At 67.5% G+C, this 20,811-nt stretch carries 18 protein-coding genes and 3 pseudogenes; 9 read left to right on the plus strand and 12 right to left on the minus strand.

The features are described from left to right. Positions 1-77: 77 nt before the first annotated feature. Positions 78-1,601: an acetaldehyde dehydrogenase ExaC gene (gene exaC / locus AC07DO_RS08685; RefSeq protein WP_479057921.1), complete on the plus strand. Its 1,524-nt coding sequence runs from the start codon at positions 78-80 to the stop codon at positions 1,599-1,601. A gap of 161 nt (positions 1,602-1,762) precedes the next feature. On the opposite strand, the gene AC07DO_RS08690 is transcribed toward exaC, so the two are convergent. From AC07DO_RS08690 to AC07DO_RS08700, 3 genes are all read right to left on the minus strand, one after another. After that, positions 1,763-1,900, minus strand: a complete 138-nt coding sequence (locus AC07DO_RS08690; RefSeq protein ID WP_479057922.1) for an integrase — start codon at positions 1,898-1,900, stop codon at positions 1,763-1,765. 110 nt (positions 1,901-2,010) lie between these two features. Further along, positions 2,011-2,499, minus strand: coding sequence for a hypothetical protein (locus tag AC07DO_RS08695; RefSeq protein WP_479057923.1), 489 nt, complete (start codon positions 2,497-2,499; stop codon positions 2,011-2,013). A gap of 101 nt (positions 2,500-2,600) precedes the next feature. Next, complete coding sequence (locus AC07DO_RS08700) at positions 2,601-2,798, minus strand: helix-turn-helix transcriptional regulator (RefSeq protein ID WP_479058570.1); 198 nt, start codon at positions 2,796-2,798, stop codon at positions 2,601-2,603. An 800-nt stretch (positions 2,799-3,598) separates the two neighbouring features. On the opposite strand from AC07DO_RS08700, the gene AC07DO_RS08705 reads away from it, so the two are divergent. The 5 genes and pseudogenes from AC07DO_RS08705 to AC07DO_RS08725 all read left to right on the plus strand — a co-directional run bounded on the left by AC07DO_RS08705 (position 3,599) and on the right by AC07DO_RS08725 (position 7,975). Next, positions 3,599-4,399 (plus strand): DUF6192 family protein, encoded by an 801-nt coding sequence (locus AC07DO_RS08705; RefSeq protein ID WP_479057924.1) that lies wholly within the window; start codon positions 3,599-3,601, stop codon positions 4,397-4,399. Between the two features lie 10 nt (positions 4,400-4,409). Next, entirely contained in the window at positions 4,410-4,688 is a 279-nt protein-coding gene (locus AC07DO_RS08710; RefSeq protein ID WP_479057925.1) for a polyprenyl synthetase, read from the plus strand. Continuing rightward, positions 4,678-5,732, plus strand: a pseudogene (locus tag AC07DO_RS08715) (polyprenyl synthetase family protein). Before AC07DO_RS08710 ends, AC07DO_RS08715 begins: the two are co-directional and overlap by 11 nt. Before the next feature lie 94 nt (positions 5,733-5,826). Next, entirely contained in the window at positions 5,827-6,984 is a 1,158-nt protein-coding gene (locus tag AC07DO_RS08720; protein ID WP_479057926.1) for an oxygenase MpaB family protein, read from the plus strand. Positions 6,985-7,660: 676 nt separating this feature from the next. Beyond that, complete coding sequence (locus tag AC07DO_RS08725; protein WP_479057927.1) at positions 7,661-7,975, plus strand: hypothetical protein; 315 nt, start codon at positions 7,661-7,663, stop codon at positions 7,973-7,975. A gap of 61 nt (positions 7,976-8,036) precedes the next feature. Here AC07DO_RS08725 and AC07DO_RS08730 read toward each other — a convergent pair whose 3' ends face one another. The 6 genes and pseudogenes from AC07DO_RS08730 to AC07DO_RS08755 form a co-directional block, all read right to left on the minus strand. Next, entirely contained in the window at positions 8,037-8,681 is a 645-nt protein-coding gene (locus tag AC07DO_RS08730) for an SMI1/KNR4 family protein (RefSeq protein WP_479057928.1), read from the minus strand. A gap of 590 nt (positions 8,682-9,271) precedes the next feature. Further along, positions 9,272-9,732: pseudogene (locus tag AC07DO_RS08735) on the minus strand (telomere-associated protein Tap); the annotation flags it as partial. Next, positions 9,720-10,331, minus strand: a complete 612-nt coding sequence (locus tag AC07DO_RS08740) for an ATP-binding protein (protein WP_479057929.1) — start codon at positions 10,329-10,331, stop codon at positions 9,720-9,722. The gene AC07DO_RS08740 and the pseudogene AC07DO_RS08735, both read right to left, overlap by 13 nt. A 336-nt stretch (positions 10,332-10,667) precedes the next feature. Next, positions 10,668-11,219: an RHS repeat-associated core domain-containing protein gene (locus tag AC07DO_RS08745; RefSeq protein ID WP_479057930.1), complete on the minus strand. Its 552-nt coding sequence runs from the start codon at positions 11,217-11,219 to the stop codon at positions 10,668-10,670. Between the two features lie 5 nt (positions 11,220-11,224). Further along, on the minus strand, positions 11,225-12,160 hold the full coding sequence (locus AC07DO_RS08750; RefSeq protein ID WP_479057931.1) for a hypothetical protein: 936 nt from the start codon (positions 12,158-12,160) through the stop codon (positions 11,225-11,227). A 306-nt stretch (positions 12,161-12,466) separates the two neighbouring features. Next, the gene (locus AC07DO_RS08755; protein ID WP_479057932.1) at positions 12,467-13,246 is read right to left on the minus strand and encodes a DUF6531 domain-containing protein; all 780 of its coding nucleotides are present in this window, start codon (positions 13,244-13,246) and stop codon (positions 12,467-12,469) included. A gap of 304 nt (positions 13,247-13,550) precedes the next feature. Between AC07DO_RS08755 and AC07DO_RS08760 the strand changes: the two are divergent. After that, a pseudogene (locus AC07DO_RS08760) lies at positions 13,551-13,839 on the plus strand (transposase); the annotation flags it as partial. A 93-nt stretch (positions 13,840-13,932) separates the two neighbouring features. Here AC07DO_RS08760 and AC07DO_RS08765 read toward each other — a convergent pair. The 3 genes from AC07DO_RS08765 to AC07DO_RS08775 form a co-directional block, all read right to left on the minus strand. Then, complete coding sequence (locus AC07DO_RS08765; protein ID WP_479057933.1) at positions 13,933-14,118, minus strand: hypothetical protein; 186 nt, start codon at positions 14,116-14,118, stop codon at positions 13,933-13,935. Positions 14,119-14,152: 34 nt separating this feature from the next. Continuing rightward, on the minus strand, positions 14,153-14,341 hold the full coding sequence (locus AC07DO_RS08770) for a hypothetical protein (RefSeq protein ID WP_479057934.1): 189 nt from the start codon (positions 14,339-14,341) through the stop codon (positions 14,153-14,155). A gap of 116 nt (positions 14,342-14,457) precedes the next feature. Continuing rightward, positions 14,458-18,891, minus strand: coding sequence for a golvesin C-terminal-like domain-containing protein (locus AC07DO_RS08775; RefSeq protein ID WP_479057935.1), 4,434 nt, complete (start codon positions 18,889-18,891; stop codon positions 14,458-14,460). Positions 18,892-19,304: 413 nt separating this feature from the next. On the opposite strand from AC07DO_RS08775, the gene AC07DO_RS08780 reads away from it, so the two are divergent. Beyond that, positions 19,305-20,054 (plus strand): peptidase inhibitor family I36 protein, encoded by a 750-nt coding sequence (locus tag AC07DO_RS08780; RefSeq protein WP_479057936.1) that lies wholly within the window; start codon positions 19,305-19,307, stop codon positions 20,052-20,054. 16 nt (positions 20,055-20,070) lie between these two features. Then, positions 20,071-20,508 carry a hypothetical protein gene (locus AC07DO_RS08785; protein ID WP_479057937.1) on the plus strand — a complete coding sequence of 146 codons (438 nt, stop codon included), beginning with the start codon at positions 20,071-20,073 and terminating at the stop codon, positions 20,506-20,508. Positions 20,509-20,811: the final 303 nt, after the last annotated feature.

Here is a 20,811-nt window from a genome sequence, read left to right on the forward strand (position 1 = left end):
ATGCAACGTCGACGCTCCTAGCCTCCGGACGAGAGCTGCCCGACGGCGGGCAGCCTTCCCCGGGAGGCCAGCAAAAGATGACCCGTTACGCAGCACCCGGCACCGAGGGCGCGATCGTCTCCTACCAGTCGCGCTACGACCACTTCATCGGCGGCGAATACGTGGCGCCCGCCCGTGGCCAGTACTTCGAGAACCCGAGCCCGGTGAACGGCCGACCGTTCACCGAGGTGGCCCGGGGTACCGCGGAGGACGTCGAGCGTGCCCTCGACGCGGCGCACGCGGCGGCGTCCGCGTGGGGGCGTACATCGGCCACCGGGCGCGCTGACGTGCTTCTGAAGATCGCTGATCGGATGGAGGCCAACCTCGAGCAGCTGGCGGTGGCCGAGAGCTGGGAGAACGGCAAGCCGATCCGCGAGACGCTGGCCGCCGACATCCCGCTCGCCATCGACCACTTCCGGTACTTCGCGGGTGTCATCCGTGCGCAGGAGGGGGCGCTGAGCGAGGTCGACGAGGACACTGTCGCGTACCACTTCCACGAGCCGCTCGGCGTCGTCGCGCAGATCATTCCGTGGAACTTCCCGATCCTCATGGCCACGTGGAAGCTGGCGCCGGCCCTCGCCGCGGGCAACACCGTCGTCCTCAAGCCCGCCGAGCAGACCCCGGCGTCCATCCACTACTGGCTGAGTCTGGTCGCCGATCTGCTGCCGCCCGGGGTCGTCAACATCGTCAACGGGTTCGGCGTCGAGGCGGGCAAGCCGCTGGCATCCAGTCCACGTGTCGCCAAGGTCGCCTTCACCGGGGAGACCACGACGGGGCGGTTGATCATGCAGTACGCCTCGGAGAACATCAAGCCGGTGACGTTGGAGCTGGGCGGCAAGTCGCCGAACATCTTCTTCGACGACGTGTGGTCCGCGAATGACGACTTCCGGGACAAGGCGCTCGAGGGTTTCACGATGTTCGCGCTCAACCAGGGCGAGGTGTGCACCTGTCCGTCGAGGGCGCTCGTGCAGCGGGGGCAGTACGGCGAGTTCCTCGAAGCGGCCGTCGCCCGCACCGAGCAGATCAAGGCCGGGCACCCGCTCGACACCGACACCATGATCGGCGCGCAGGCGTCCAACGACCAGCTGGAGAAGATCCTCTCCTACCTGGACATCGGGCAGCAGGAGGGCGCCAGGGTGCTGACCGGTGGGCAGCGCGTGGAGTACGGCGGCGAGTTGGCCGGTGGGTACTACGTGCAGCCGACGATCTTCGAGGGCGACAACCGTATGCGGATCTTCCAGGAGGAGATCTTCGGCCCGGTGGTCTCGGTCGCGTCGTTCGACGACTTCGACGACGCCATCAAGATCGCCAACGACACGCTGTACGGCCTGGGGGCCGGGGTGTGGACACGTGACATCAACACGGCGTACCGGGCGGGCCGCGCGATTCAGGCGGGCCGCGTCTGGACGAACTGTTACCACGCGTATCCGGCGCATGCGGCGTTCGGCGGATACAAGCAGTCCGGTATCGGCCGCGAGACCCACAAGATGATGCTGGAGCACTACCAGCAGACGAAGAACCTTCTGGTGTCGTACTCGGCGAAGAAGCTCGGCTTCTTCTAGAGGCGCGAAAAAAGGCGCCTGACCAGGACTTTTGCCCGTCGGGCGCCTTTACTCGACCCACTCAGACCGAAGCCTGGTTTGCGGTGTAACTCCCAGTTTCTCCCAAAGCTATCCCCCTCCTGACCAGCTGTTCCGGACCAGTGGCGGACCAAAACCCCGACTCAGCCCTCACTCGCCACCCCCTTGCTGACGCGGCCCCACTCCTCCATCGACTGCTCGATGAGGAGGTTGGCCTGCTTCCGGACGCCGTCCAGGAACTTGGCGTAGTGGCGGAAGAGGGCCTCGATGCTCTGGCCCACGCGACGAGCACATTCGGCCGGGTCCACACCGGAGTACAGCCAGAACGAGATCCCGGCGTGCCGGAGATCGTAGGGCCGCTTGGCCAACCCGGAGGCGAGTTTCGTGCGGGTCAGGACGCACTCTTGCGCCGCGCCGTCTTGGCCGCAGCCGCCTTGCCGTCCAGCTTGCGGCACAGGGCGTCCAGTGCCCGTCGCAGCACATCGGCTTCCGCGAGTGCACCGACGGGCAGGGAGTTGCGCTTTATCCAGTCCAGGGCCTTCCGCCACTCCTCGTTCGGTCCTTGGGCCCATGCGTTCTTGTTGAAGGCCCACGAGTACAAGGCGCGCCGCAGGACCCGCGGCTCCGGATAGGTCGCGTCATGGTGCACCAGGGCAGGTGTGATGGTGGCGAATGCGTCGGCCAGAGTGCGGCGGGTGTTTCCCGGCGTGCGGTCCCACCGTTGGTCAAGGTATTCGTGAGCAAGGTCGTACCACGTTGTCCGCTGCTTGACGGCTCGTAGCTCGGACGCCTGCAGACCTGTGTGCACATCAAAAGGCTCGCCTTCACGCGCTGCCGTCATCAGTTTTGAGCGCCTGCTGTCGGCGAGCCCGAAGGTCATGAATGACTCGGATTTGTCGCGCCCATCGACCGTTCACCGGACCATGAACGGCTTGCGCCGGTCAGGGCGCTCGCGTATGTCCCAGAAGCGGACGTTGTAGCTCATCGCCAAGTGTCAGAATCTCTATCGCATGCTTCCCACCAAGCGTCCAGGTCTGCGCGACGGCACCGGAGTTCGCCATGGGGCAACTTGATCATGTGGGGTGCTTGCCCGCGAGCGCGCATTCGGTAGAACGCTGACGGAGTCATACGGATCTCCGCCAGAACCTCGGCAAGCTTCAGCGCGGGAGGACGAGCCAGGCAGTATCACCATCCCGCTAATGCCTCCTTTCGAATGCGTGCGGCGCTGCCAACTGCGTCCGACACGGCTCCACCGCCAAGCGCAGCCGAGTGCGAACAACACCAATGGTCTGGAGAATCCCCGGCTTCGCTAACCGGGGATCGTCTGATATGTATCGCCCAGCACGAAGGAAGCGCCCCTGGCACTCGTGTCGTCTACTTCAAGAAGCCAGTCGATAGGAATGGAGAGCAGGGGCCGCTCCACCCGTGACCAGCATCAGAAGCCCGTCTTCGGTGAGTCGGCTGAGGCTACGGACCACCACGCGCTCGGAGGAGCCAAGGACTGGGGCGACGTGTCGAGTTGCGGCTCCGGGGTGCGCCGCGATGTGCGCGAGGACCGCTCGATCACGACGGTAGCCCCGTTGCACCAGGTCCCCGCCGAACAGTCCGGCCGGGCAGACGCATAGACACAGCGCCGTCGAAAGAGCACCGTCTTCTTCCGACTCCCGTGCGGTCCACGCATTCAGAGCACCCAGCGCCAAGAGGATGAGGACAGTGAAGCGGGCCGATCGGAGAGCGGGATTCGACAGATTTGCCTCCTTGAGGCGGACCTCGGCGGTGAGGCCGATTAGGACGGGAGTCGATTAGGACGGGAGTAAGGGGCTGCCAAGGCGCCCGACCTGTCTGCCCGTCGGCCCGGAGGCCCGCATACCTTAGCTGACCAGGTGTTTTCCGGGACGTTGTACGTTGACATGATCCCGGAGGAGGTTCCAGTCCCTTGGGGACCTTTCTCGTCTGCCGTGGGCGAATCCGCGCCGAGCATGCCGCGAGCAGCGACTCCGTTCACCGGCTCGCCCTGGCCTCACCGCGCAAGACCGCCGCACGGAAGCCCAACGCGTCATGACGACAGAAGTCTCTGCCTGCCGTCGCACGTCGCCAGCCGGTGGCCGAGCGGCTACCGGGCGGAGAACGTCCCGTTCGAGAACCACCGGATCCTGGAACAGTTGGAGGACCGCTTTCAGCGGATCCTGAAGCCGCCCCAGCATCCCCGTACCGGGCTGTACCAGTGGACGGGGGATGCGGCGAAGCGGCAGGTGGGGTGGCAGGTGGACACGCCGCAGTCGGTCCTGGAGAAGGTGGAGGCCATCCATGACCTGGCCACCGACGAACAGGTGGCCGCGCGAGTGGCTACGGACTTCCTGCGGCGCCCCGGCTTCGCCTTCCGCGCCGCGGGCGACAAGACGGCCCGGCACCTGTTCAACAACGCGCTGACCGACCGGTGGAAGCAGTCCGAAGAGGCCGCCCAGGACTCGGTCCCCGGGCAGGAGGAGACCCCTGGCAGCACGAACGTCATCGCTCTGTCGTCTCCGCGCCACCCAACTCTCTCTGCCTCGCCGCACGTACCACCCTCGCGGAACGCCTCGACCAGGTCGACAGACACCGTCAGCGACGACGACCAGCGTGACTCCTCGCTGCGGATCGCAGTTTCCACCCTGTTCAGCGATCGCACGGTCGAGCGGCGGGGTCACTCGGTCGTGAGTTCTTCCGCTTCCGCATCCGATGGGACGCGACCCTCGGAAGGGCGGTGTGTCCCCAGGGCTGCCTGGACGTACGACGGGTGAGGGAGATGGCGTGACGCAAGAAGAGGGTCGTCGTGGAGGCTTGGACAGCCAGGCGCTGCTGCTGGCTGCCGGACTGGCCGATGTGGCGGTGAGCATGGTGGGTTCAGCCCTGGGGACGGTGCGAGGGCTGCTGCGCCGGTCGGACGCCGCGGAGCTGACAGCGGAGGCCGAACACGAGCTCGTGGCGCGTGGGCGTCTGGCCCTTGACCGGTATGTGGCTGTGCCCCCAGCCCACTTGGAGATCCTCGCCCGGCGCGCCCTGGCTCGGAAGGCCACCGGTGGCGTCTGAGCAGTGGGAGTCCGACGCGTTCAAGGTCCGCGTGGACGAGGTGCTGCGCCGGTTCGTCGCCCGGGAGGCCGATGAGTTCGCGGCGGTCGATCCGATGCTCGGCGCGGTAGCTGAGGGGCTGGAAGCGGCGGTCTCCAGCGGCAAGCGGCTGCGGGCGGCGTTCTGCTATTGGGGGTGGCGGGCGGTGGGGCAGCCGGACAGCGAGGCGCTGGTGCGGGCTGCGGCCTCGATGGAGCTGGTGCATGCCGCCGCGACCGTGCACGACGACCTCATCGACAACAGTCCGCTGCGGCACGGGCGGCCCACGGCCCACGTCGCTTTCCTCGGGGCCGTAGGGGCCCGTCCGGACGCCGAGGACGCCGCGCGGTCGTTGGCGATGCTGGTGGGTGACCTGCTGATGGCGCTGGCCGGGCAGTTGTTCGCCACCAGCGGTCTGCCCGCCGCGTATCTCGTCCGGGCCCGCCCGTTGTGGGCGGTGATGGCCCGTGAGCTGATCGCGGGCGAGTGTCTGGAGATCCTCCGGACCGGAGCCGGTCCGGACACCGAGGCGTCACTGAAGGTGATCCGGTACAAGACCGCCAAGTACACCGTCGAACAGCCCTTGTTGATCGGTGGGGCGCTGGCAGGCGCGGGCGCGCGGCTGCGCGAGGGCTACTCCGCGTACGGGCTGCCGCTGGGCGAGGCGTTCCAGCTGAGGGACGACCTGCTCGGGCTGTTCGGAGACCCCGATCGCACCGGCAAGGCCAATGCCGACGATGTGCGCGGCCGACGGCCCACCACGCTGCTGGCAGAGACGTGGCGTCTCGCCGATGACGCGGAGCGGGAGCTGCTGCACTCGCTGCTGAGCCGGGTCGCCCTGGACGCAGAAGGGCTGGACACGGTGCGCGAGCTGATGCGCCGGCTGAGAGCGCCCGACCGCATCGAGGACATGATCGGGGTACGGATCGAGGAGGCTCTCGGCGCCCTCCATGAACTGCATCTACCGGCGCACGTGTCACCGTACTTACCGCGCTGGCGCACTCCGCGGCCATACGCCAGTCCTGACGTTCGCATCCAGGGGACGCGAGCCCGTGCCCTCCCCGGCAGGCACCCCTCCCGCCTGTCGTGGACGCTCCCGAGGAAGATGAGGAACCCTGCCATGACCTACACCGACGCATCGCTGGACGCCCTGCGGCGGGCCGGGGACGAACTCGCTGATGCCACCGTCGCCGAGCTCTTCGAACGCGGAGAGGTGGGCAAGTTCAACACCCTGATGCGGTACGTCTCCACCGTCGGCGCTCCCCTGCCGGACGGGCTGCCCGACGTCGCGCGCGAGTACCTCGAAGCCACCCGCACCCCGCCGGCCTGGGTGGACTGGGCGGAGATGGAGAAGGCCCGGCTGTTCTTCATCGACAACAACGTGCACATCTCCACCGCGCTGTCCTTCGCCTCCATGCCCGCCTGCTACCTCATCCCGCACGTGGCGAAGCTGCTGTCGGCCGCCCACGGGCTGCAGTACCCGTCCAAACGGATGGCGGAGACAGGCCAGTTCACCGTCCATCTGATGCAGCCCGACGCCTTCGAGGCCGGCAGCCGCTTCATCCCCGCCGCTCAGAAGGTCCGCCTCCTGCACGCCTCCATCCGCCACCACCTCACCCGCGAGAACCGCTGGGACACCGAGGCGCTCGGGACGCCGATCTGCCAGGAGGACATGATCGGCGGGCAGATGCTCTTCTCCCTGCTCGTCCTGGACAGCCTGCACCGCCTTGGGATCCACATGTCGACCGAGGGCGCGGAAGCGTACTACTACGCGTGGCGCGTCGTCGGCGCCATGCTGGGCGTCGACCAGGACGCCGTCCCCCAGACCCTCGACGAGGCACGCCAGTTCCTCGACCTGTACATGGTCCGGCACATGGGGCCCACCGAGGAGGGCACGCATCTGACCCGGCAGCTGATCGACCTCTACGAGGAGGTGGTACCCGGCACCTTCTTCGACCCCGTCGTCTCCGCCCTCATCCGCCACCTCATCGGCGACACCTGCGCCGACTGGCTCCACGTACCGCGCACATCGTGGGACACCGTCGTCAAGACCGTGCCCCACCTCCTCGGCATCCTGGAGGCCATCGAGGACCGCTCCCCGCTCGGCGCCCGGGCCCTGGACCGCCTCGGCCACCTCACCACTGTCCTCGAACTGTCCACCCTCACCCGTGGACGCGTCATGCACTACGCGATCCCCGAATCACTCAAGAAGGACTACGGCATCACCAGCACGGCGCCCCGCACCCACCGGTGGGTCCCGCCGGCCGCCACGGTCTGACGGCCCCGCACACCGGGCGGCCCCGGGCACGCACGATCACCGTCCCCGCCCGGCCGGTCGTCCGGGGCTCGGGAGAGCGGCCTGTCCCGATGCCGCAGACGTCATGAACCCGGACGGGCGCGACACCGCACCGATCCTTCGTGGCGCAAATCCCCGAAGCTTCCGGGCCGCGGGCAGAAGAAGCCGCTGAAAGCAGGGCCGTTCCACATGGGGCCGGATCACGTCGGCGCCGGGGCCGACCTCCGCGCCGATCCGCGCATCCAGCGCCGTGATGTCGGCGTTGATGGCGCCGACGCGGCCACCATCTGGGTAAGCAGGAACGCATGGTGGCCGGTGAACGCCTCCTCCAGCTCGGTGAGTTTGGCGCGCAGACGCCGCCAGGCGTACGTCCACCCGGACGTGGTGGTGCAGCGAGCTCGAACTGCCACCCCGGTCTCTCGCGTTGACGGTAGGTAGGACCCCAAGCCCCGGCCGTCAGCCCGTCTCCGTCACTACAAGACGGGAGAGGCCGAGAGGGGCTACTGGCTGGACAGCGAGGTCGGCCAGACTCAGGTGGCCAGCACCACCACGAAGTGGACCGGCACAGGCGAGGAGACCATCGACCTGACCTGGGACATGGTCGGCGCTGTCGACGTCGACCTCGCCGCGCGGGTCGCCGGCCCGCGACGAGTTCGCCATGGCCTCAAACCACGAAAGTGGTGGTTACCCCGACACCGGCAACAAGTACGAGGTCAACTCAGGAGACAAGTGCGCGCAGCTCTACGCCAACCCCTCGGGGAGCTCCTTCGGCCTTTTCGCCGACACACGCAAGGACAAGAACGGCCCCGGCAACGCTGAGAAGTGCGGCCGTGCCACGATCCCCGAAGTTCAAAAAGTGGGGGCCTTCCATAATTTTCCGGGTCCCGCCTGGCGCATGCTCGACAAGGACACCTTCTACCTCAGTAACCCTGGCTTCGAACACTGCACCACCACCAGCAGCACCTGCGCGTGAAAGAAGATCAGCTAAATTCTCCTGACGTGTGGGGTGAGTACGCACGCTCACCCCACACTTCTCACCCACCCAACGGCTCCCACGCCGCTCGCTCGGCCGCATCCTGCGGCACACCCCACACCAAGAAGCCGTTCATCAGGCCGACCCGCGCCTCTTCTGCGAGCGACGGGATTTCGAGGACGTCAGCCATCTCCTCCATGTAGTCCGTCAGTGACTCGAACTGGATGCTGCGCTCCGCATACCTACACCAGTACCAGATCCTTCCGGTCTCAGCGTCCACGCACAGGCCAGACAGAGCATCCGTACCCATCGCGGCAAAGGGGACCCAGGAGGGACGCCACACCGTGATCTCTTCTGTGCTACCCGTCCTCCGCTGATCCTCTAGATCCTGCTGACGCAGAAACATCTGTCGCTTGTAGACGCGGCGGACGACGGAAAACGACATCAGCACACACTCCAGCGGCATAAACCCGGGTGTCGAATCCGGTCCCACACCTGCCCGCCGACTCCACAATGCCCTCAGCCCAACGGGCAGACGCACGCCCAAAGACTCCTGCAGTTCGTCGAGCTCCGCCTCGGAAGCGCCAGGCAACAAGCTCGCGAATGTCGCCGGAGCGTTCCGTTCAAGCCAGGACTCAGTACGCTGCCAGGCGTCGTCTATCTGCCGCCACTCAATGTTCTGCTCGCGTGCCGCATGTCCATCCATACCAGCACGCTAGCGCCAACTGTTCACGTGCAGCAGGGGACGCAAGATTCGGTCGTGCTCCACGGTGCGCGTCGTGACCAGATACGGATTGGCCATTCAGGCACTCCCCAGGGGCGGCAAGCCCGGTCAGACGGGACTCCGAGCCCTGGTCCTCCAGCACCTGCTTGGACTGAGCCTGCTTGCTCGCATAGCGAAGGCTCAGGATGTCGTTGCCGTCGTACTCGCCGTACAGGAAGCTCTGCCGGTGCTGGCGAGACGCAGGGGCGCGGGGACCGGCCTTCTGGGGACGGACGTTCAGTGCCTCGACTCCAAAGATGCCGAGGGCGGGGATGGTGCTCATTGGTCCTCACATGAGGTGGGTCAACTCGTGGTTGCCAGGAGTGCGAATCTCCCTCAGCGGCTCGCGCAGGTGCCAGACCCGATGCCTGGCTAGAGCTCCACGCCCGGCACCCAACCGGCCCGCGCCGCGCGACGCGAAGACGCCGGAGCGTCGCTGGAACCGTCTGCACGACCTCCACCAACGAACGGCCCGCGGAAGCCGGGCCGCCGCCGCTGAGCACGGACGGCGGATGCGCGGCGCGCGTAGGCGTCAGCACGCGGGCGATGTCGGCCGGCTCCATCTCCGCGACGCCGGGCCAGGAGCGCTCATCGAGGGCGTCTCAGGACAGCACGGCCAACTGCACACACTGCCGGTCGCGGCCCAGCGCCTTGCGGTAGATCCGCGCCCACGGCCCGAACCCGCGCTGGGTCAGCTGCCGCTTCGCCTTCGCAAGCTGCTTGACGACCGGGTGGTCCTCCGGAAGGCGCAGGCTACGGCGCTGCTCGTGGCCCTCCAGGCGCTCGGGCAGCCCGCGCTTCACGGCGGCGGCCGTGGTGAGCACGATCAGCGGGTCGCTGTCCTTGCCGTACCGGTCGAGCTTCGGCGCGCCGAGACCGGACTCACGCAGCGTCCACTCCACCAGCTCCTGCACGGTGGTCGCCGGGCATTCCAGCACGACGCGCCCACCGTGTACGCGGAGCCGTCACCGTCCAGGACGGTTAGCGGGCCGTGGTCATCGAATTCTGAGCGTGGGGCACCGAACCTTGATGACCGCGAGTTCGTGCCATCGCAGATTGAGCATGCAGGTCAGAAGCTCTGGCGCCAGGGGCCAGGGGCCGGTTCGAGACCCTGCCGGGACGCGTGACGCAGAGGCGGCGCTGTACCGGCGTAGCCGTAGACAGGGTTTGCGCCCCGTAGCGGGCGATGGTACGGGCGAGCTTCTTCTCGTCCGCGGCCTCGGCGAGTTCGTTGGCCAGGTTCACGGTGGTCGTGTAGAGCACCCGCAGTCCGGCCTCCGCGATCGCGGTCACTACCCCGATGAGCGCGTGGGACTTGCCGGTGCCGGATTCGCCGATCAGGCAGAGCGGCTGGCGGGCGGCGACCCAGGCCGGGCTGGCGGGCGGGTCGACCGTCTGCAGGGTGACGTCGGGGTCTTCCTCGAACTTGAAGCCCTCCGGCCGCTTGGGCCTGGGGAAGTTCGCTTCCCTGACCAGCCGCTGCTTCTGCACTGCCCGCGTTCGACGAACTTGGCCTCCGGTTCGGCCAGGAAGTCCTTGTAACTGGAGTGCTCCCGCGTAACTGGAGTGCTCCCGCAGCGCCGGCGGGGGCACTCATGGTGAAGCCCTCGGCCGCCGATGCGGCGGCCGAGGACTCCGACCGGGGCTGGCTATGGCCCCTCGGCCGGCGGTGGCGGAGGAAAAACACTGCCCGGAGTCCCGTCGGGGGGCGGTGAGTCCCAGGAGTGTCCGGTACCCGACGTGGGCGTGTAGTGCTGCACTTCCGCCGTCGGGCGGGCCGCCCACCGCGCATTCATGCCGACTCAGCGTCTTTTGCGGGCCCTGATCACGAGCAGTACGGTCACTGGGCCGACAACAAGCCCCATAACCGCACCGACCAGAGCAGCGGTGAGTGCGCTCATTTTCGGCCTCCGCCTTCGATCTATCAGGCTATTTCAGTAGCTGGTTCAGAGTTGATGTGACAACCCCGCCAGCCGCGCCGGCGGAGCCGCCTGCGGCAGCTCCCACACCGCACCCCCCAAGCGCACCCACGGTTGTTCCGCCGGGCCCTGCCGCCGATCCGACGATCGCGGCTGTAACCGCTCCACCAACACATCCGGTTACGGCACCACCGATAGTGCCGATCAGCGTGTCGATGCCGAGGTCCTTGAAGCTGAAGAGTCCGGTGGGGTCGATGCGGTTGACGGGGTCCCCCTCGGCGTAGAGGTAGGGGTTCCTCTCCTGCCCGGAGGGGTCACGCTGGGTGAAGCGGCCGATGTTGGGGTCGTAGTAGCGGGCCGCGAAGTGGTAGAGGCCGGTCGAGTCCTGGTAGCCGTCGGCGAACCGGTAGGGCTGCGGGGCCTTCTCCGAGGTGGTCGACCGCTGCACGCCGCGCGGGCTGTAGGAGTACGTGTTGACCTTTTCGCCGGCTTCGTCGGCGGCCGCGACGATGGAGCCGAGCGCGTCGGTGAGGTAGAAGTACGTCTTCCCGTCCCGGGTCATGGAGTTCAGCGTGCCCCCGGTTCCCGGTTGAAGCCCGTGTCCACACCGGCAGTTGAGGTGGCCGACAGGCCGAGGGGGCCGTTGTGGAAGTAGGTGTCGCCGAGCTTGACGCGCTCGCTATGGTCGGTGGAGCCGTAGCGGCCTTCGTAGGTGTAGCTGGTCTTCATGCCGGTCACGGCGTCGGTTGTGGTGCGGATCTTGTCGCCGTCGGTCTTGGCGTCGGTGCCGTAGCCGCAGGTGTAGGTGAGGTCGACCAAGGTGCCCTTGGGGGAGGTCGCCTTGATGTTCTTGGGGCGGCTGGAGTTGTCGACGTCCACCTTCTGGACAGTGCCACCGGGGTAGGCGGTCTGGGTGCGGATGTCGTTGCTGTTGTACTTGTACGTGGTGGTCTTGCCCTGCGAGTCCTTGAGCTTGTTGACCTCGTTCCAGGTGTAGTCGGTCTTGCCGGCCGGGTCCTGGTAGTAGTCGACGTTGCCCGCGGGCGTATAGGCCAGCAGGGTCTGCGAGCCATCCTGCAGGGTGCGGATCGTCTCGCGCTGCAAGGGGTCGAACTCGTACTTCACCGTGCCGGTGGAGTCGTCGCGCCGGCGCAGGTTGCCGTCGCCGTCGTAGTGGTAACGGACCGTGTCGTTGGTGGTGGAGACCGTCTTGATGCGGTCGAGGTGATCGTAGGTGAAGACCTTCTTGATCCCGCGGCCGTCGGTGAGGGTCTCGGTACGGCCCAACGCGTCGTAGGTGTAAGTCGTCTGCCCCAGCGGCTTGGGCGGGGTGACCTTGGTGAGGTTGCCCTTGTCGTCGTAGGTGAAGGACGTCTTCACCGTCTTCGTGGACGACATCTTCGTCTGGGCGGTGCAGCGCTGGCCCTCGAAACCGCCGCAGTCGGGGGTGGCGGGGTTGTAGGTGTAGGAGACGTGCCCGCCGCCCGTGCCGGTCCGGGCCACCGACTTGGTGTTGCCGGCGGTGTCGTAGGTGAAGGATGTCTTCTCGCCGTCGGCGTTCGTGGAGTCCTTGGGCTTGTCGCGCCGGCGATCGTCTGCCAGCTGGTGACCGACTTCCCACCAGTGGGCGACTTCACCGACTCCAGGTTGTTGCGGGTGTTGAACCCGTAGTCGGTCACGTTGCCGGGAGTGGTGCCGGTGCCCATGGCGTCGGTGGCCGTATCCACGTTGTGGTTCGCGTCGAACTTCGTCGACCGCTTGTGGTCCAAGGCGTCGGTGACCTTCTCCACCTCACCGTCACCGTCGTGCTCATAGCGCGTCACGTGTTCTTCGGGGTCGGTGACCTTCGTCGTCCCGGCCGCGGTCGGCGAGGCGGTGTCGTACTCGTAGGTCCAGGTCGGCCCGGTGTGGCCGGAGCCGTTCAGCTCGGTGGCGCGCAGAGACGGCGGTGCGGCCGGTGTTGTCCTTGGCCTGCCACTGCGAGGCATCGGTCTTGAGCAGGTCGATCCAGCGGCCCGAGCGGGTCTCGGTCAGCTTGAAGCCCTTGTGCTCGTCGCCCTTGTCGTGCTGGTCAATCGTGATGGTGCCCTTGTTCTTGTCGGTGACCTTGGTCAGGGTGCCGTGTTCGTCGTAGGTGTCCTTGGTGTGGGACTTCCAGTTGGTGACGGTGTAGGTGCCGTCGGTGTTCTCCTTCAGCTCCTTCGAGTAGCCCTTGGGTGTGGTGTAGGAGCCGTCGGCGGCCTTCTTGAAGCGCAGGGTGTCGCCGGAGGCGTCGTACAGCACCACCTCGTCGTCCAGGACCTGGAGGTAGCGCTCGTACTGCTGCCACCAGCGCTGGGAGACCTTGCCCCACGGCGCGTCCAGCGAGTGGTACGTCCGCGCCGAGGTGAGCTCCTGGCCGACGCCGGCGATGGAGAAGTCGGTGGCGGTCAGCATCAGGTTGCCGGTGGAGAAGTTGATGCGGGCGGTCAGCGCGTCCGTGGCCTGGGCAGCACCCTCGTAGGTGCTGGAGAAGGGGAACTCACTCCTTCTCCCCGCCCTCTGCGTATCCGGCCCCCCATTTGGCCTTGCCTGCTTTGATCGCCTCATCGCGGATGGCTTTGCGGCGAGCCTTATCGTGATATAGGCGGGTGAGAGGGCGGCTGGCGGTGCGGCCAGGGATGTGCTTCTTGGCGTTTACCGGCTCGGGTTTTCGTCGGCTTGGTGTAGGCGTCCTTGATGTGCTGTGCCGCGAGTCGCTCCTTCGCTCCGGCCTTGGTGCTGAAGGGCATCGCTACCGCGTGATTGAACGAGGATCCGCCATCAGCACTGGCTCCGGCCCAGTAGCTCGCTTTGTCCCAACGCGGGGCCAGAAAGAACGGTTTGGCGCTCCGCGGCCCGTCGGCGCCCGGATGCCCTGCTGGCCGACCGCGGCTACGACCACGACAAGTACCGCCGCCTGCTCTGGCAGCGCGGGATCCGCCCCGTGATCGCGAAACGGGGCGAGCCGCACGGCACCGGCCTGGGCGTCTTCCGCTATGTCGTCGAGGCGCACGATCGCCTGGCTCCACGGCTTCCGCCGCCTACGCATCCGCTGGGACAGACGCGACGACATCCACGAAGCATTCCCCGGCCTCGCCGTCTGCCTGATCACCCACCGCCACGTCGGCCTTTGTCAGGGCCTCCAAGGCTTCGCCGGGTGATGGGATTCGTGTAGGTGGCTCCTGCCGCCACTCCGGTCAGCGGGTGGCCTCTTGGAGATTGCCTGCTCTCGCCTCGTAGCTCCCGCTCAGTCGTCACAGGCAGTTCTCAAGGAGCACGGTGTCGGCGACCGAGACGGCCATCTCCACGCCCGGCAGCTGGAAGCGCGCGACGGGCCCGTACTCCTGGTGCAGCCACAGCTGGTAGGTGTGCAGGCCCCCGGCCTCCGCGATGGCTCCCACCCCGCCGACCGCCCTCGGTTCGGGTCCAGGAATGCGCATGCCGTGCTCCCTCTGTGCGTGATGCGGCAGATGCCTACGTCGCGGCTCCCTTGGCGTCCACCACGCCGCCGATGACCAGCAGGATGACGGGGAAGACGATCAGCAGGAAAGCCATGGTCCAGCCCATCTTCGCCGTTGTCTTGAGCGCGACCTTCCTGCAGAGCAGGGCCACGGGCACCAGGTAGAGGAACGCGGCGAAGAAGGCCAAGTACAGAAAGCCCATGAGGATTCTCCCTAGTCGTGCGGAGGGGGGACGGGCCGGCCGGTGCGGGCCGGTCCGTCCCCCCTCTTCGTGCATCGGATCAGTCGGCGGTCATGCGCTCACTCACCCACTCCGGGTCACCGGGTGAGGTTTTCGGTGAACTTGTTCGCCGGCTCGTCACAGTGCACCACACTGCCGGGACGGTTTCCCGGCCCGTCCCCCAGGAACGGAACGGGGGCGTCCACGCCCCATGGATTGCCGCCGCTGCCCCGGTGGTAGGCGGAGCAGGAGGCGTAGGCGTTGCCGTTCGGCGCGGTGGCGGGGAAGTTGGAGAAGTTCCGCCAGTCGCCTCCGCTGATGCGGTGGTTCGACTTCCGGCCGAGGTTGTCGGTCAGCCGGTCGTCCACGTACAGATAGAGGTCCGGCATGTACGACTGGAAGACGATGCCGTCGGACGGGTTGGCGTCCCTGTTCTTCTGCAGGTGAGTCGGCTTCACGGAGCCGTCGGCGCAGAAGGCCGCGGCGATGTCCTGCCAGATCGGCGGGGCGTTGCCGATCATGGAGCCGAACATGTTGTTGTTCCACTTCCCGGTGTTCTTGAAGAACATCGAGTAGACGTCCCCGGCGAACCGCCGCACGGTGTGGTTGGTCTCCAGGTCGTTGTTGACCTGGTCCACCCACGCCTTGACGTTGTCGTTGACGGACTTGTGGCCGATCATCGCCCGGTAGCCGTGCACACCGCCGCCGACCCCGCGGAAGTCGACGCACTGCTTGGCGTCGTCCAGACGTGCGCCGCGGAAGTGCGGGAAGTACGCCTGACCAGGGGTGTCACCGTCCTTGTAGGGGTGGGACGTGTGGACGTTGCCGTACTCGAGCGCGTCCTGCGTGGTGTAGTCGATGTCCGGCGCCGGGATGCCGTAGTCCGCCTCGATCGCCTGCATGATGTCCGTGACGAAGTGCGGCAGGTGGGCGTTGCCGACGCGGGCGCGGTAGTCGGACCCCACGCTGCCGTCGACGATCTTCCCGTCCTCGCCGACCACGAACGTCACGTTCACATCAGACTTGATCTTGTAGCTGTTCGGGTCCGCGTACGCCTTGGACGCGGGCTCGGCCGGGTCGGGCCGCTCGTTGGACATGGCCATCCAGCGCGGGATGGAGTGCGCGGGGGCGGAGCCGTCGGCGCGCGGCTTCCAGCCGCCCGCCTTGATCTCCTTGGCCCACTTGTCGGCCGCGTCCCACGTCTTCTGGCCCGTGCACTCGCCGACGGCCTTCGCCGAAGGGCAGCGCGCCTTGGAGGACATGCCGACGGCGTCGGCGCCCTCCGGGTTGTTCCACAGCGGACCGTGGTCAGCGAGGCCGAGACCCCAGTCGTAGAGCGACTTCATCGACTGCACCGGCGAGTTGATCTCGGTCGACACCGGCCAGTTGGAGTTCAGCTCCTGGTTCGGGTCGAAGATCGCCGCGGCGGTCAGCGAGCGGTGCACGAACTTGCCCTTGATCGGCTTGAACGCCACGGAGTTCCAGGCGATGTCGCGGTCCGCGGTGCCCGTCTTCGTGTAGTTCGTGAGCTTCACCTTCGGCGTGCCCGTGAACTTGTAGGCGCCCAGCGGCACCCACTTGCCGTTGTTCGCGTTCTGGTCGACGACCCGCTCGTAGGGGCCGCCGGACGCGCCGCTGACAACGTACGTCGCGTGCCTGGTCTGCGCCCCGGTGTCGGGGACGTAGGCGTAGACGGCGGCGAGATCGTACTTCTTGCCCGCCGTCCACTCGCCCTCGATCGTCATCCGGTTGCCGTCGCCGCCGAGGTGGTCCTCGTTACGGGTGTGGGTGTACCAGAAGTGGCCGCCGTGGCCGCCACCGATGGAGTGCAGATCGGCCTTCGCCTCGTAGTGCTTGTCCCAGTCAGGATGGAAGGTGAACTGGAACGCGCCCGTCGAGGACGCCTTGCCGCAAGTGGACCAGGTCGGCGTCCCGTTGGGTACGGAGGCGACGACGTCGGAGCCCGCGGGGGCGCCCCCGCACACCGGGTCACCGTTCTTCAGCCGGTAGCCGCGGCCCGGCTCGGAGCGCAGCGTGACGTACTTGATGCTCTCGTGCCCGCACGTCTGGTCGCAGTCGGGCTTCCACACCGCCTTCTCCTGCGTCCACCAGAACTGCCGGTAGCAGGCCTCGTCCGGGCAGTCGACCGGGTTGGCCGGATCGCAGTTGTTCTTCTTGTTGCAGAACGTGTCCAGCGGCGGGCTGACGCGGGAGCGGTCGGCGATGCTCGCCCACCACGCGGGACGGAACCCGGCGGTGTTGAAGCCGGACTCGCCCTTCCAGTCCTGCTTGCCGTCCGTGCCGTAGGAGAAGCCGGTGTCGATGGACCAGGCGGACCAGCCCATCGCCTTCTCCTCGTACGGCCAGTCCTGCGGGTGCGCCGCGTCACGGATGTTGTTCGCGTTGAGGCTGACATCCATGAACGGGTGGTCCCAGGCACCCTTCTTGTACATGGGGTTGGCCGGGTTGTTGTACCAGCCGAGGCCCCAGTGTCCGCCGTTCTTGCCCGCCTCCGACTTGGGGTTGAAGCCGAGGTTGTAATTCCAGGCGGCGGTGAACCAGTTCTCCATGCGGGACGGATCGTCGTTGTTGACCGTGATCTTCTGCCCGTCCTTGTGGACCTCGTTCCACTTGTCGGCGAGGATCTTCATGGAGGCGGCGATGTTGGTCGCGTAGTCGACCGCGATGACCTTCTGCAGCTTCGGGTCGAGGCTCGTCTCGTCCTTCTTCTCGTGACCCTTCAGGCGCATGCCGTCGGTGACCTGGCCGACGCCGTAACCGCAGTCGGACTTGTCCCAGTTGATGCGCCAGTAGCCGAGGAGCGTGTCCTTCGCCTTGTGGCCGTAGTAGCCGTCCACGGCGGCCAGCGGATTGCCCATCTGGCCGGGGATCGCGCCGGACTCGGCCTGCCACAGGTTGGACTCCTGCGCCAGGATGCCGAGGAGCACGCTCGCCGGGATCCGGCCACCCCCGTTCAGCTTCGGCAGCGGGAACAGGCCCTGCGGGTCGATCGTGCCGAGCCCCGCCTGGCCCCGGTGGTCGCCCTGGCGGATCCACTTGGCGCGCAGCTCACCGCGTACGGCCATGTCCACCGCCCACTCCACCTGGTTCGGCGTCGGCTGCAACGCCTGGGCACTCATGTCGTTGCGCGAGACGGAGCACCACCGGTCGGTGTCGACGGGATCGTGCGAGACGGACGCGGCCGCGGTCTTGACGGCCGAGGCGCGGGTCAGCGTGCGCGGCTTGCTGTCACCGGTCAGGGCCGGGGAGAGGCCCGCGGTGGTGCGCGGCTGCGCCGACTCGACCCGCTGCTCGACCTCCTCGCCGGTGGTCGTCGCGGTCGACGTCACCGTGATGACGGTCTCGTCGTCCGCGGTGCCCGGGGCCTGGCCGGAGCGCGAACGCACGCCCGCCTCGGGCTCATTCGCCTTGTCGAAGCCCTTGCCCGCGCCCTTGATGCGGGTCAGTCCGGCGCGGACGCCGGGGGTGAGGACGGGCTCGACGGCGAGCCGGCCGTGCGAGGAGAGGTCGGTGTCGGCGGGCGCGTCGACCCGGGTGACCCCGCTGTCCCGCAGTCGTACGTCCTTGGCCTCGCCGGTCAGGAAGGTGCGGCCCCGCGCGCCGGGTTCGAGGCCGAGGTCGCCGAGGCGGCCGGTGGCGATCGTGCGGGGCACGCCGTGCCCGTCGTACACCTTCGCCTGCGCCGTCTTCGTGCCCTTGCGGTCCACGAAGCCGACGCGGTCGCCGCCCATGGGGCGGATGTCGAAGGGGACGCTGTCGCCCTCGGCCACCTTGCGGATCTTGCCCTTGCCGTCGACGTGGACGAGGTCGCGGCCAAGACCGGCGACCACACCGGCCTTCACGGGCGCCGCCGACGACACCTGGCCGCGCAGCTCACCGGTCTTGGCGATGGTCTTGCCCGCCGTGTCCACCGTGATCACCTGCGTCTTCACCTGCGACACGTCGTTCATGTCGCGGTACTGGGTGAAGGCCGCGGTGTGCGTGGTGGTGTTACAGGTGGGGTCGAAGTAGGCGAGGGTGCCGGTGAACGGCAGCTTCGTCACGTCCCCCGTCCTCGTGTTCACGATCGCGGTGAACGCGCCGCCCTGCATCAGGTCCGGCTTGTTGGTGAACGCGCGCGGCGCGTACACGGCGGCGACATGGGAGTCGTCCATGACGCACTGGTTGCCGATCCACGAATCGGCGGGCATTCCGGGCTCGTTGAGGACGGCGGCGGTCTTCCACGCGTACGCCTCGTCCGACGCGGCGGCGAGGATGCGCAGCCCCTCGGAGTCGGCGGCGGCGGTGACGGCCCGGTCCTTCGAGGTGTCCCAGTCCTTGCCGAGCATCTCGTCGGGGTCGGCGACGGCACCCGAACCGGGGCCGTCTCCGGCCGACTTCGGCTGGGAGGCGACGGTCGTGCCGTCGGGCGCGGCGTGGGCCGTGCCGGTCTGGATCAGCCCGGCCAGGACCGCGGCGGCCGCGAGGCCCGCGATCCCGGCGCGTGCCGGTCTCCGTATGTGCGATGTCAACTCATGCTCTTCCTCTCACAGTTGGCGCATGGCAAAGCAGCACCGATGGTGTGTTACGGGTCTTCTCCCGTGATGTCGGTGCGTTGCCGGTCAAGCTGTGAGGTGTGGGGGAAATGGGATTGATCATCGTAAGGCGTGGATAAGGGCGGCCGTAAACCGGGTGCCACGACGGACATATGAGGACTCATCAGCATGTGACGCCGCGTCACGACGTGGTTGACCGCGCCGTGAGTCGATCTTGATGGGGCTGTTATCCCTCGCCGTACAACCATGCTTAACGCCACAGATGGGGTGGGTGGCACTTGTCGGCTTTAAGCGGATTCATCCGCTAGATCGGTGCACGCTCCACGCATTACGTTCCTTGATCGGATCCGCGCTCCGGAGAACCCGGAGCTCCGTGGATCCGCTCGAACATGACGTCTTTCTGGGGAACACCCGTGCACATCAGCGCCCGCACCACCATGGCCGCCGCCGCCCTCGCCCTCGCGACCGCAGGCATCACCGCCGCTCCGGCCTTCGCCGACAGCTCCCTCCCCGAGGTGCCCGGTGCCGTCTCCGGCACCGCGACCGCCGAAGAGGAGGCGCAGGTCCACCAGGAGGTGGAGAACGCGCCGAAGGTCGAGATGTACTACCACGGCGAGAAGATCGACTCCCGGTCCGACGACCTCGGCGGCGCGCAGGTCTGCGCCGAGGTCTCGCAGGACGGCACGATGGAGTGCTTCGACGACCAGGCCGAGGCCGACGCCTACCTCGCCGAGCACGCGCCGACTCCGCAGGCGCGCGAGGGCGCGGCCGCCCAGAGCGCCCCGAAGAAGGCTGCGCTGGCCGCCACCGCCCTGCGCAGCAGCTGGCTGGACTGCCCCAAGAGCTGGGTGTGCCTGTGGCAGGACGCGGACTTCAAGGGCCGTCGCCTGCAGTGGCCGACGTACGACACCGCGAAGACCCGCCACCTGGACCAGTACAGCCCGAGCTTCCGGGACAAGGCGTCCTCCGCGTACGTCAACCGCCCCCAGCGCGGTGTGGAGCTGTACGACTTCCGTACCGGCATGCCCGACCCGCACCTCTTCCTCGGGGCCGGATACACCCGGTACCCGGACTTCAAGAAGATTTCCTACGCTTACGGTGGTAACTGGAACGACAAGGCCGACGCGATCAAGTTCTGAGAGGGAGGAGCGCGTGATGCGCCCCCGGCTGATCCGATCCGCGGCGTTCGCCCTCGGTGCGTGCGTCGCCATCGGCCTCACGAGTGGCTGTGAATGGACCGACACGACGGCCCAGGGCACCGCCACCGAGCAGGAGACCCTGCCGCCCGACACCGACAAGAAGCAGTCGAGGAAGAACGCCGACGACTTCCGCGCGTGGGTCGAGGCCAACGGCACCCAGGAGCAGAAGAAGGCGGCGTCCCGCGTACGGCGCGTCATCGGCGAGTGGGACGACAGGACCGGCAACGCCTACATCTCCACCGACATCAACGGTGGGACGACGCCGGTCAAGGAACCCATGGCCACCGCACGCGCGCTCGCCGCGGCCTTCGACGACTGGAAGGACTCCAAGGAGGGCTACGTCTCGGTGTACGACGTCTTCGGCAACGCCCTCGTCACCAACGAGGAATTCTGACCCGAGGAGTTCTGAGCTGATGCGGAGTCGGGGCACGGCGCGCCCAGTGCGCCGTGCCCCGGATCGTACGAGGCGTCAGCCTTGGTGGACGATGGCGGTGGACTTGCCCGACTTCGACACCTGGCTCCGGGACCAGTCGCCGTTCCCCGACTTCGGGCAGTGCCTCGTCGAGCCGTGCCCTGAGCTTGCTGACAACCCCTTGAGGCTCTGCTGACGGCACTCGACCCGCTAGCAGAAGGCCGGCAAGCCGGGCGGGGCGGCATCACCATCGAGCTGGTCCCGGTGGCTGGAGCGCGGCGAGCC

Source organism: Streptomyces sp. NPDC045678 (assembly GCF_056432085.1).